The sequence below is a fragment of the Streptomyces sp. NPDC090499 genome (assembly GCF_044769305.1).
Taxonomy (GTDB): domain Bacteria; phylum Actinomycetota; class Actinomycetes; order Streptomycetales; family Streptomycetaceae; genus Streptomyces.
In genome coordinates this window covers 30399-42353 of sequence record NZ_JBIVXP010000025.1, presented here as the reverse complement: position 1 = coordinate 42353, position 11955 = coordinate 30399, and the positions used below count along the sequence as shown (strand labels likewise).

Below are 11955 nucleotides of genomic sequence, written 5' to 3'. Positions count from 1 at the left end.
CCATGATCAACGGCAACGGATCCGACGGTTCCGAGGACGCGGCAACGCTCGGTGTGGGCCTCATCAGCGTGGGCTGGATGGGGCGGCTGCACACCCGCGCCTACCAGGCCATACCGGTCGTCTACCCCGAGCTCGGTCTGCGGCCCAGACTCGTGCACGCCGCCGACACCGCCCCCGACCGCGCGGCCTACGCCCGCGACGTGCTCGGCTACGCCCGCTCCTCCACCGACTACCGCGAGGTCCTCGCCGACCCCGAGGTCGACGTGGTCTCCATCTGCGGGCCCAACCACGTGCACCGCGAGATCGCGGTCGCCGCCGCCGAGGCGGGCAAGCCGTTCTGGATCGAGAAGCCCGTCGGGCGGAACGTCGCCGAGACCGCCGCGGTCGCCGCCGCCGCACGGACGGCCGGCGTCGAGACCTCGGTCGGCTACAACTACCGCGGCGCACCGGCCGTCGAGCGCATCCGCGAACTGGTCGCGGACGGCACCCTCGGCCGGATCACCAACGTCCGCTCCGTCTTCTACTGCGGTTACGCGGCCGAGCCCAAGGGCGCGCTCTCCTGGCGCTTCCGCCGCGAGTTCGCCGGCAGCGGCGCACTCGGCGACCTGCTCAGCCATGTCGTCGACCTCGTCCAGTACGTCGTCGGACCGATCCGCGAGGCCAGCTCGCTGCTGTCCACCGTGTACACCGAGCGGCCCGTCCTGCCCATGGGCTCCGGCACGCACTTCGCCGTCATCGAGGACGGTGAGATGGCGCCCGTCGAGAACGACGACCACGTCGCGGCCCTGGTCCGCTTCGCCGACGGCCCGCACACCACAGGCACGGTCGGCACCCTGGAGGCCTCCCGCGTCATCGTCGGCCCGCAGTGCGGACTCGCCATCGAGGTCTACGGCACCGAAGGCTCCGCGTCCTGGAACTTCGAGCAGCTCAACGAGTTGCGGCTGTGCCTCGGGCGCGGCGGACCCGACGTCGGATACACCACGGTCCTCGCCAACGGCTCCATGGGCGACTACGCGCGCTTCCAGCCCGGACCGGCCAACAGCATGGGGTTCGACGACCTCAAGGTGATCGAGGCCAGGAAGTTCCTCACCGCGCTGACCCGCGGCGAACGGCGCAACGCGACCATCTACGACGCCCACCAGGACGCCGAGGTCCTCGCCGCCGTCGCCGCCTCGGCCGAGGACGGACGCTGGCACCCCGTCAGCACCGTCCCGGACGCCGCCTACGGACGCAAGCCGCACGCCGAGGCGACCCATGCCTGAGCCCACCGTCGTCGCCCTCGGCAGGGTCGACCCCGCACTGGTCGAGGAACCGCTGCGGGGGAAGGCCGCCTTCGTGGCCCAGCCGGGGCCGGACGACCTGGCCGCGGCCGTCGGCGCGATCGTCCGGGCCGACGCCGTGGTCGACCGGGACGCGCTGGACCGGATGCCCCACTGCCGGGTGCTGGCCCGTACCGGGGTCGGCGTGGACCTGGTGGACGTGGCCGAGGCGACCCGGCGCGGCATCGCGGTGGTCGTCACCCCGGACAGCGGCTCCCAGGCGGTCGCCGAGGGCGTCCTGGGCATGGCGCTGTACCTTGTCAAACGCTTCGGACCGCTGCACCGGCTGGTACGGGACGGGCAGTGGGCGCGCCGCGCGGAGATCCCCGTCGGCGACCTGAGCGGCGCGGTCCTCGGCATCATCGGCTACGGCCGCATCGGGCGCCGGGTCGGCGCGCTCGCGGACGCCTTCGGGATGCGGGTGCTCGCCCACGACCCGTTCACCGCACCCCCGGACGCGGTCAACTGCCCCGACCTGGGCGAACTGGTCGCGCACAGCGGCGTCATCACCCTGCACGTGCCGCTCTCGGACGCCACCCGCCACCTGGTGGACCGCCGGTTCCTGGCGGCGGTCAAGCCGGGCGCGGTACTGGTGAACTGCGGTCGCGGCGGCCTGGTGGACCTCGACGCCGTACGGGACGCACTCGTCGTGGGCCGGCTGTCCGGCGTCGGCCTGGACGTCTACGACCCCGAACCGGCCGTCCACCACCCGCTCTTCGACCACCCCGACGTCCTGCTCACCCCGCACCTGATGGGCATGAGCATCCGCGCCGAGGCCGCGACCTACGCCGACGCGGCCCAGGGCGTCGCCGACGTGCTGGCCGGACGCCGTCCCGCCGCGCTTGCCAACCCCGAGTGGATGCCCACCGGTCGTGCCAAGGAGAGAACGAGATGACACTGCTGGACGACAAGGTCGTGCTGGTCAGCGGGGGCAGTCAGGGAGTCGGCGCCGCCGTCGTGCGGGCAGCCGCCCGGGAGGGCGCGTCGGTGGTCTTCACCGGTCGCCGTGCCGAGCCCGGCGAGGCGCTGGCCGCCGAACTCACCGCCACGGGCGTCCAGGCCGCCTTCGTCAGGACCGACGTCGCCGACGTGGCGCAGGCCAAGGCGTCGGTGGCCGCCACGGTCAGCCGGTTCGGGCGGGTGGACTGCCTGGTCAACTCCGCGGGCCTGACCACACGCGGCTCGCTCCTGGACACCACACCGGAGCTGTTCGACGCGCACATCGCCGTCAACCTGCGCGCGCCGTTCTTCCTCATGCAGGGCGCCGTCGCCGACATGCTCTCCCGGCAGGCCCCCGGGACGATCGTCAACATCATCTCGACGTCGGCGCACTGCGGCCAGTCCTTCCTGACGCCGTACTCGACCGCCAAGGCGGGCCTGGCCGGGCTCACCCGCAACGCCGCGCACGCGCACCGCTTCGACCGCATCCGCGTCAACGGGCTGAACATCGGCTGGACGGACACCGAGGGCGAGGACGCCACCCAGCGCGCCTTCCACGGCGCCGGCGACGACTGGCGGGCACAGGCCGGGAAGAGCCTGCCGATGGGTCGGCTGGGCCGGGCGGACGAGATCGCCGGCTTCGTCGTCCTCCTGCTCTCGGAGCGCAGCGGAGTGGTCACCGGCTCCGTCATCGACTGGGACCAGAACGTCATCGGCGCCATCGACTGAAAGGACGTACGCGCCATGAGAATCGGACTCATCGGGCTGGGGCGCATCGGAGCGTTCCACGCCCAGACGCTCAGCGGCCTGCCGGCGGTGGACACCCTGGTGGTCACGGACGCCGTGCCCGGCCGCGCCGCCGACATCGCCGGGAAACTCGACGCCCACGCCGTCGACTCCGTGGCCGAACTGCTGGGCGCGGGCCTGGACGGCGTCGTCATCGCCGCCGCCACCGACGCCCACCCCGCCCTGCTGGAGGCCGCCGTCGAGGCGGGACTGCCCGTCTTCTGCGAGAAGCCGGTCGCCGCGGACACCGCCGAGGCCGCGCGGACGGCCCGGCACCTCGCCGACCGGGGCGTCCCCGTCCAGATCGGCTACCCGCGCCGCTTCGACGCCGGATTCGTCGCCGCCCGCGAGGCGCTGCGCAGCGGTGCCCTCGGCTGGCTGCACACCGTCCGCTCCACCACCCTCGACCCGGCCCCGCCGCCCCGCGACTACGCGGCCGTCTCCGGCGGCATCTTCCGTGACTGCGGCGTCCACGACTTCGACGCCGTGCGCTGGGTGACCGGCCGCGAGGTGGTCGAGGTCTACGCCACCGGCGGGAACCGCGGCGAGGAGTGGATCCGCGACCTCGGCGACGCCGACTCGGCGGCCACCGTCCTCACCATGGACGACGGCACCCTCGCCGTCGTCTCCAACACCCGCTACAACGCCCGCGGTTACGACGTACGCCTGGAGCTCCACGGCTCCCGCGACAGCGTCGCCGCCGGCCTGGAGGACAAGCTGCCGCTCCGCTCCGTCGAACCGGGCACCGCCTTCCCCTCGGGCGTCCCGCACACCTTCTTCATGGACCGCTTCGCCGACGCCTTCCGCGCCGAACTCGCCGCCTTCACCGAGGTCGTCCGCGGCGACCGCCCCTCGCCCTGCACCCTCACGGACGCGGTCGAATCCAGCTGGGTCGCCGAAGCCGCCACCACCTCCCTCCGCGAGCACCGCCCGGTCCGCGTCGAGGAAGTGCGCCGGTGACGTGTCGGGCCCTGTCCCCGACACCGGCCGTCCGAACGGCCCCCTGACCCGCCGCACGGCGGCCGTTTCTCGCCTCACATCAAGCATCACCACGTCTTGCCACAGGAACGCGGTCCCGGACGCTTCGACCTGTCCGCCCGCGTTCCGCAGGCGGGACGCGCTCAAGGACGCGGCCGACACGGTGTGCCGCGCGACAGTCACCCTGTTCCCCTCCCGAGCGGAAGGCGCCTCAAGTGAGCGCTCCTACTCTTGGCAGCACCCCCGCGCGTTGTCTCGCGACCGCCCTGACCGCCTCCGCGTCGGCTCTCGCGCTCACCGCGTGCGGCGTCATCGACGGCGCCGGCGCAAGCGGCAACTCGGCGTCCCCGACGAAGGGTGACGACATCACGGTGGGGCTGCTGCTGCCCGACAAGGACACCGCACGTTTCGAGGCCTTCGACCACCCCGTCTTCAAGAAGGAGGTCGCCGCCCTCACGCACGGCGAGGGCAAGGTCGTCTACGCCAACGCCGAGGCCGGCCAGGACAAGCAGAGTCAGCAGTTCCAGGAGATGGTGTCCGAGAAGGTCGACATCATCGTGGTGGACGCGCTGGACGCCAGGGCCATCGCGCCGGACGTGCAGAAGGCCAAGGACGCCGGCATCCCCGTCATCGCCTACGACCGGCTCGCGCAGGGCCCGATCGACGCCTACGTCTCGCACGACAACGAACTCGTCGGCGAGGTGCAGGCCCGCGCCATCGTCGAGGCGCTCGGCAGCAAAGCCGCCACCAGCAAGATCGTCATGATGAACGGCGACCCCGCGGACACGAACTACGCGAAGTACAAGGAGGGCGCCCACAGCGAACTCAAGGGCAAGGTGCAGATCGCCGAGGAGTACGACACCGACAAGTGGTCGCCCACGGTCGCCGAGGCCACCATGAAGAAGGCGATCCAGATCGTCGGCGTCGGCGACATCGCCGCCGTCTACGCGGCCAACGACGGCCTGGCGGGCGCCGTCATCAAGGCACTGAGGGAGGCGGGCGTCACCAGGATCCCGCCGGTGACCGGGCAGGACGCGAACCTGGACGCGGTGCAGCGGGTCGTCTCGGGCGAGCAGTACATGACCGTGTACAAGCCCTTCCTGGAGGAGGCCACCCGTGCCGCGGAGATGGCGGTGTACAAGGTGCAGGGCCGTGACATCCAGTTCGACGCACTGACCCAGGACTCGGTCGACAGCCCGACCGAGAAGGAGATACCCACGATGCTGGTACCGGTCGTCTCCCTCACCAAGGACAACATCAAGGACACGGTGATCGCGGACGGCGTCTACACCGTCAAGGACATCTGCACCCCGACGTACGCGGCGGACTGCGCCGCGATCGGTCTGAAGTAACCGCTCCCCGCCGTGCCACGCCGAGAGAGCGGTGTGGTGGGCGAGCCGGCGAGGAGACCGGGGTGGCGGCCCGGACCCGGGCGTCCCGGACCGGGACCGCCACCAGGCCCTGGTTACGCGCTGCGCAGAGCGATGGCCGGCTGGGCGTCGATGGCGTCCATGGTCGTCGGACTTCCGCCACCGATCCGCACGTTGGGCGCCGTACTGCACATCACCGTCCCCACCGAGCCGCCCGCCGAACCCGCCCCGGCCCATCCGCACGGCCTGGAGCGCGCCCCGTCCGAACGCGCCGAGCCGCCGCGCACCCCCGCGGGCTCGCCCCTGGTCGGCGCCTGAGACGCGCCGCCCCGCACGCCCTGGTCTAGACCGCAAGCTGCTACCGTCGGCCCCGGGCGGGCTCGAACCGACCCGTTCCGACACGTACCGGCTCGTGGTGGCTCGCGACGACAAGCGACAGGGGACAGCGGTGACAGACGGCGGCAGGCGGCGCAGGGCGTTCATCGGGTCGTTCACGGCCGCGGGCGGCCCCGGGGTCGTCACGGCGGCGGTCCGCCCGGACAGCGGCGCCCTGGCCCTCCTGGAGGGCGTCGACGGCGTCCCCGACCCCTCGTATCTCGCCCTCGCACCCGGCGGGCGCACCCTGTACGCGGTGAGCGAGACCGCCGACGGCGCGGTGGCCGCGTACCACGTCCACGACGACAAGCCGCGCCTGGCCGGCCCACCGGTCCCGGTCGACGCCAGCGGCCCCACCCACCTCAGCGTCTTCGAGGGGCACGTCCTGACCGCGAACTACGGCTCGGGCAGTGTCACCGCGGTCCCCGTCCGTCCCGACGGCACCCTCGCGCCCGCCCCGTCCGGGCTGCTCCAGCACACCGGCTCGGGCCCGCACGAACGGCGCCAGCGCGGCCCGCACGCCCACCAGGTGCAGCCCGACCCCAGTGGCAGCTGGGCGGTCAGCGTCGACCTGGGCACCGACTCGGTCCGCGTCTGCACCCTGGACCGGGGCGCCCCCGCCCTGCACCGAGAGTTCGCCCTGCGCCCCGGCTCCGGCCCCCGCCACCTGGCCTTCCACCCCGACGGCCGGTACGCCTACGTCGTCAACGAACTCACCCCGACCGTGACCGTCTGCCGCTGGGACGCCGCCACCGGCACCCTCAAGCCGCTGACCGAGACCCCGGTCCTGCCCGGCGCCCCGGCCGGCGACGCCTACCCGTCCGGCATCGCCGTCTCGCCCGACGGCCGCTTCGTCTGGACGGCGACCAGGGGCGAGGACGTCCTGACCACCTTCACGGTCGACGGCGACCAGCTCCACCTCACGGCGACGGTCCCCTGCGGAGGCCACTGGCCCCGCGCGATCACCGAGTCGGGCGGCTTCCTCTACGCGGCCAACGAACGCTCCGGCAACATCACCTGGTTCACCGTCGACCAGCAGACCGGCCAGCCCCGCTACGACGGCTCGGTGGAGATCCCGGCCCCGTCCTGCATCGTCTTCGGCTGAAGCGCCCCGTCAGGGGCGCGGGGAACTGCGCGCTCAACCCCCACCGGCCCACAGCGAGACACGAACCCGAGCCCCCCGACACAAAGGGACCCGCTCCCCTCAGGGAACGGGCCCTCGACGCACGTCGGCCGACGCGCGTCGCGCATCACCGCACCGGCGCACCCTGCGGCTGCTGCGGAGCGATCCCCAGCGCCGTCGTGTACTTGGCCAGCGCCAGCTTCCCGATCGCCGGGTACGCCCCCAGCGGCTCGGCGGTGGCGCACCCCGCCTCCTCCGCGGCCGCGGCCAGCAGCGCCGGGTCGATCTCCGGCCCTATCAGGTACGGCGCCAGCGCCAGCTGCTGCGACCCCGAACCCCGCAGCTGCTCCGCGACGGAGGCGATCGAGCCCTCCTGGTCCAGCGCGGCGGCCATCACCGGCACGGCCAGGCGCGCGGCGAGCAGCATGCCGGTGATCCCCGCGGCCTGCACGGCCTCGTCGCCGCCCACGGACGCGAGGATGATGCCGTCCGCGGCCGTCGCCACGGTGAACAGCCGGGCCCGGTCGGCACGGGCAAGGCCCGCCTCGGAGAGGCGCACGTGCAGCGCCTCGGCGAGCAGCGGGTGCGGCCCGAGGACGTCGGTCAGGTCGGCGGCGACCCGGCTCTCCATGACCGCGTGGCGGACCTGGCGCAGCAGCGCGCTGTCCGGACCGGCCAGCAGCGGCACGACGACGGCGACCGGACCGTCCGGGGCCTTGATCCCCTCGACGCCGGCGGCGACGGCCTGCTCGTAGCGGGCGGTGCGCTCCTCGGCGGCACGGGCGAGCACGGACTGGAGGGTGGGGAACTCGGTGTCGCCCCCGTCCAGGTACCCGATGCGGGCGTCCAGGCCGGGCAGCTCGGAGCGGGCGATGCTGACGACCTCCTCGGCGAGGCCGCGCGTGGCCGCGCTGGGCGTACCCGGCACCGCGAGGACGAGCGCGGGCGCGTCCTCGGGAGCCACCAGCGGCTCGGGGCGGCGGTGCCGTCCGGGCTGGCGGGGGCGCGGCATTCGTACAGGCAGGCCGGCGGGCCCAGTGGGGGAGCTCATGGCGCCGCATGTTACTGGCTATCTGGGCTCCCTTGTTCGGGGAGGGTGCAGGTGAGCGGTATCCGTCCGCTTTTGTCTGATGAGTTACGCATGATTCAGAGGTGATCCCGACACCTGTCGGACACTTCGTGCCCCAGTGGGATCAATACCCTTTTGTGTGTACAAGTTTTGTGTGTACAACGGACAGCAGTTTCTCATCACTCGGCAGAGTGAGCCGCCCGGTGACCAGGTCACTCGCGACGCGTACCGCTCCGTGCAGCGGATCGCCCTCCGCCGGCACCTGCCGCGCCCGCGGGAGCAGCCGCGCCAATTCCCCGGCCAGCGGTACGAGAAGCGGGTCGCCCAGCTTGAACAGGCCGCCGGTGCCGGTGACCAGGGGTTCCCCTTCGGCGGGGCAGACGGCGGCGGCCGACTCGGCCATGTGCCGGGCGGCGGCACCCAGGATCGCGGTCGCGACCGGGTCGCCCGCACCGGCGCAGTCCGCGACGCACGGGGCGAAGGAGGCCAGTACGGCGGGCCGGTCGGTGCGCGGGTAGAGCTGTCCCGGTAGTCCGGGCAGCGGCCCGAACCGGTCCTCGGCGGCGGCCCGCAGTGCGGCCGAGCCGCCGTCCCGCCCGTCGAACGCGCGCAGCGCCGCCTCCAGCCCGGCCCGGCCGATCCAGGCGCCGCCGCCGCAGTCGCCGAGCAGGTGCCCCCAGCCGTCCGCCCGCCGCCACCGGGTGAGATCGGTACCGGTCGCGATCAGCCCGGTCCCGGCGGCGACGACCGCGCCGGGGCGCGGGCCGAGGGCGCCGACGTACGCGGTCACGGCGTCGGCGGCCAGCGCGACCGTGCGCACCCCGAGCTCGCGGGCCAGCGCGCCCGGCAGCTCGGCGCGCAGCGCGTCGCCGAGACTGGCCAGCCCGGCGGCGCCGACGACGGCTGTCGTCACCTGACCCGGTCCGTAGGAGCCGGCCAGCGCCCGTGCCATGGGCAGGAGTTGTTCCAGCAGGTGCCCGGGGTCGATGCCCCGCGTCCCGGTCCGCACCGGTTCCCGGGACTCCAGGGGTGCCGACGGCTCGCGCCCCGGCACGCCCACGACGGCCCGTAACCCGGAGCCGCCGGAGTCGACGGCGAGGAAACCCGCCTCCCGGGGCGCGCCGCCCCCGGCGCTCACGGCAGACGCCAGTCCACCGGCTGTCCCCCCTGCTGGATCAGCAGGTCGTTGGCGCGGCTGAACGGGCGGGAGCCGAAGAAGCCGCGGTCCGCAGACATGGGCGAGGGATGTGCGGACTCCACCGCCGGCAACTGGCCGAGCAGCGGGCGGAGATTGCGGGCGTCGCGGCCCCACAGGACGGACACCAGCGGCTTGCCGCGGCCGGCCAGCGCCCGGATCGCCTGCTCGGTGACCTCCTCCCAGCCCTTGCCCCGGTGCGCGGCCGGGGTGCGCGGGGCCGTGGTGAGCGCCCTGTTGAGCAGCAGCACGCCCTGCTGGGTCCACGGGGTGAGGTCGCCGTTGGACGGCTGCGGCAGCCCCAGGTCGGTGTTGAGCTCCCGGTAGATGTTGATCAGACTGCCCGGCAGCGGGCGCACCTCGGGCGCGACCGAGAACGACAGCCCCACCGCGTGTCCCGGGGTCGGGTACGGGTCCTGGCCGACGATCAGGACGCGGACGTCGTCGAAGGGCTGCTGGAAGGCCCGCAGGACGTTCGGGCCGGCCGGGAGGTAGGTGCGTCCCGCGCCGATCTCCGCGCGCAGGAAGTCACCCATCGCGGCGATCCTCCCGGCCACTGGTTCCAGGGCCTTCGCCCAGCCCGGTTCGACGATTTCATGCAAGGGTCGTGGTGCCACGGCGTCACCCTACTGCCGTACACGGGTCGACGATCAAGCCGAGGCCGTCGTGGTCGCGGGACGACCGCGGACGACCGGACCGGCGCCCCGGATGACAGAAACCATCCTCCTTCCGGGGGGCGGGCCTCAGGCGACGACCGCCGCCCGCACGCACAGCACGTCCGGCAGGTGGGAGGCCAACTGGCGCCAGCTGTCGCCGTCGTCGGCCGAGGCGAACACCTCGCCGTTGCGGTTGCCGAAGTACACGCCGGCCGGATCCGCGTCGTCCGTGCACAGTGCGTCGCGCAGCACCGTGCCGTAGTGGTCCTCCGGGGGCAGCCCCGCCGACAGCGGCTCCCAGGTGTTGCCCGCGTCGGCCGTGCGGAAGACCCGGCAGCGGTGCCGGGCGGGCACCCGGTCGGCGTCCGCGTTGATCGGGAAGACGTACGCCGTCTCCCCGCGGTGCGGGTGGGCGGCCGCCGCGAAACCGAACGTGGACGGCAGTCCCGCGCCGATGTCGGTCCAGTGCGCCCCCGCGTCGTCGCTCCGGTACACGCCCCAGTGGTTCTGCAGGTACAGCCGGTCCGGATCCCCGGCGTCCTGCGCGATCTTGTGCACGCACTGGCCGAACTCCGGGTCGGGGTCCGGGAGGAAGACCGCGGAGACACCGGAGTTGGACGGCGTCCAGCTCGCGCCGCCGTCGCCGGTGCGGAACACGCCGGCCGTCGAGACGGCGACCGTCACCGCCTTCGGGTCGCGCCGGTCGGTGACCACGGTGTGCAGGCCCTCACCGCCCCCGCCCGGTACCCACCTGTCGCGGGTCGGGTGCTCCCACAGCGGCCGGACCAGCTCGAAGCTCTCCCCGCGGTCCTCGGACCGGTACAGCGCGGCCGGTTCGGTGCCCGCGTAGACCACGTCCGGTTCGGCGGCGGCCGGGTGGAGCTGCCAGACCCGCTCCAGCGAGGCACCGGTGTCCTTGGGGAACTGCACGGCGGGCCGGGCCGGTTCGGTCCAGGTGCGGCCCAGGTCGTCGGAGTGGAAGACGGAGGGTCCCCAGTGCGCGCTGTCACCGCCCGCCAGGAGCCGGGGCCGCGCGCCCCGGGTGTCGATGGCGACCGAGTAGATCGCCTGCGCGTTGAAGCAGGGACGCTCGTCGAACTCCCAGGCGCCACCTCGCCGCCTCCCGAGGAAGAGCCCCTTGCGGGTCCCCACGGTGAGCAGTACCTCGGTCATGCCGATCACCTCCATGACGTCCTTGTCACAGTCCTGGCCGCAGTCCGGTTCGCAGTCCGGCGCACCGTCCCCGGCACAGCCGGCACTCGGACATCGGCCAGTGTGCACCCCACCACTGACAGCCACCCGAGACCCGGCGTCGGTGCAGGTCGGAGCCGCCGTGTCGGCCGGTCGAACAAGCCGGCGGAACACGTTCCGGGAGACGCCTGCGCGAGCGGGGTCAGTCGTGCGACCGTCGACTCGGAGTTCGCCCGTGAGCAACAGGGCGGCCGCTCCCGTATGGGAGGGCGGTCCGGGCTGTCCGTGCGCGCGTGAGGAGGATGCCTTTGAAGGCGTTCCGTGGTCCGAAGGTCTGGCTGTGGCGCTGGCGGCGCAACCCGCTGAAGCGCCGTGCCGACACGATGGAGGCCTGGGTGCTGCTCGGCGCCTGGCTTCTGACCCTGCTGGCCGGGGTGCTCGCCGGGCTCGCGGCGGCCCGGTCGGTCGAGGACGGCCTGGCCCGCGAGCGCGTCCAGTGGCACCCGGTCGTGGCCCATGTCATGGACAAGGCTCCTGGCTCGGCAGACTCGAGATCCGGCTCGGCAGGCTCGAAATCCGGCTCCTCGGACTCCTCCGAGTCCTCCGGCTCGTCGAACGGCGAACGGGTCTGGGCGCGCGTGGGCTGGACCGTGGCCGACGGCTCCGCGCACACTGGACAGGCGCGGGTCCCGGCCGGCAGCAAGGTCGGCACGCCGGTCACCGTCTGGACGGATCCCCAGGGTCACCTCGTCACCCGGCCCGCCACCGTCTCCGAGGCCCATCTGCGCTCCGCGCTGATCGGCGGCCTGGTCGGCCTGAGCGCGGCCGCCGTCCCGTTCGTCGCAGGTCTGGTGGCGCGCGGCAGGCTGGAGCGGCGGCGGATGGACCGCTGGGACGCGGAATGGGCCCGGCTCGGACCGCAGTGGGGCCGGATGACCGGGTGACCGGCTGACG

General features: G+C 73.5%; 12 protein-coding genes. 8 read left to right on the top strand and 4 right to left on the bottom strand.

Annotated elements, in window-relative coordinates; genetic code table 11:
* Positions 1 to 2 precede the first annotated feature (2 nt).
* The 7 genes from ACIQVL_RS46150 to ACIQVL_RS46120 all read left to right on the top strand — a co-directional run bounded on the left by ACIQVL_RS46150 (position 3) and on the right by ACIQVL_RS46120 (position 6872).
* Positions 3 to 1262: a Gfo/Idh/MocA family protein gene (locus ACIQVL_RS46150; protein WP_403436186.1), complete on the top strand. Its 1260-nt coding sequence runs from the start codon at positions 3 to 5 to the stop codon at positions 1260 to 1262.
* Positions 1255 to 2214 carry an NAD(P)-dependent oxidoreductase gene (locus ACIQVL_RS46145; RefSeq protein WP_403478549.1) on the top strand — a complete coding sequence of 320 codons (960 nt, stop codon included), beginning with the start codon at positions 1255 to 1257 and terminating at the stop codon, positions 2212 to 2214. The genes ACIQVL_RS46150 and ACIQVL_RS46145 overlap by 8 nt, the downstream gene beginning before the upstream one ends.
* A complete protein-coding gene (locus ACIQVL_RS46140) occupies positions 2211 to 2987 on the top strand; it encodes an SDR family oxidoreductase (protein WP_403478548.1) in 777 nt (258 codons plus the stop codon). The genes ACIQVL_RS46145 and ACIQVL_RS46140 overlap by 4 nt, the downstream gene beginning before the upstream one ends.
* Positions 2988 to 3002: 15 nt before the next feature.
* Complete coding sequence (locus ACIQVL_RS46135; protein WP_403478547.1) at positions 3003 to 4004, top strand: Gfo/Idh/MocA family oxidoreductase; 1002 nt, start codon at positions 3003 to 3005, stop codon at positions 4002 to 4004.
* A gap of 233 nt (positions 4005 to 4237) precedes the next feature.
* Positions 4238 to 5374: a sugar ABC transporter substrate-binding protein gene (locus ACIQVL_RS46130; protein WP_403478546.1), complete on the top strand. Its 1137-nt coding sequence runs from the start codon at positions 4238 to 4240 to the stop codon at positions 5372 to 5374.
* Between the two features lie 159 nt (positions 5375 to 5533).
* On the top strand, positions 5534 to 5710 hold the full coding sequence (locus ACIQVL_RS46125; RefSeq protein ID WP_403478545.1) for a hypothetical protein: 177 nt from the start codon (positions 5534 to 5536) through the stop codon (positions 5708 to 5710).
* Between the two features lie 130 nt (positions 5711 to 5840).
* Positions 5841 to 6872 (top strand): lactonase family protein, encoded by a 1032-nt coding sequence (locus tag ACIQVL_RS46120; protein WP_403436200.1) that lies wholly within the window; start codon positions 5841 to 5843, stop codon positions 6870 to 6872.
* Positions 6873 to 7017: 145 nt separating this feature from the next.
* Here ACIQVL_RS46120 and ACIQVL_RS46115 read toward each other — a convergent pair whose 3' ends face one another.
* From ACIQVL_RS46115 to ACIQVL_RS46100, 4 genes are all read right to left on the bottom strand, one after another.
* On the bottom strand, positions 7018 to 7941 hold the full coding sequence (locus tag ACIQVL_RS46115; RefSeq protein ID WP_403436203.1) for a sirohydrochlorin chelatase: 924 nt from the start codon (positions 7939 to 7941) through the stop codon (positions 7018 to 7020).
* Between the two features lie 142 nt (positions 7942 to 8083).
* Positions 8084 to 9097 (bottom strand): N-acetylglucosamine kinase, encoded by a 1014-nt coding sequence (locus ACIQVL_RS46110; RefSeq protein ID WP_403478544.1) that lies wholly within the window; start codon positions 9095 to 9097, stop codon positions 8084 to 8086.
* A complete protein-coding gene (locus ACIQVL_RS46105) occupies positions 9094 to 9771 on the bottom strand; it encodes a uracil-DNA glycosylase (protein ID WP_403478543.1) in 678 nt (225 codons plus the stop codon). Before ACIQVL_RS46105 ends, ACIQVL_RS46110 begins: the two co-directional genes overlap by 4 nt.
* Positions 9772 to 9897: 126 nt before the next feature.
* Positions 9898 to 10983, bottom strand: coding sequence for a WD40/YVTN/BNR-like repeat-containing protein (locus tag ACIQVL_RS46100; protein WP_403436210.1), 1086 nt, complete (start codon positions 10981 to 10983; stop codon positions 9898 to 9900).
* 320 nt (positions 10984 to 11303) lie between these two features.
* On the opposite strand from ACIQVL_RS46100, the gene ACIQVL_RS46095 reads away from it, so the two are divergent.
* The gene (locus tag ACIQVL_RS46095) at positions 11304 to 11945 is read left to right on the top strand and encodes a hypothetical protein (protein ID WP_403478542.1); all 642 of its coding nucleotides are present in this window, start codon (positions 11304 to 11306) and stop codon (positions 11943 to 11945) included.
* The last annotated feature ends 10 nt before the right edge of the window (positions 11946 to 11955 follow it).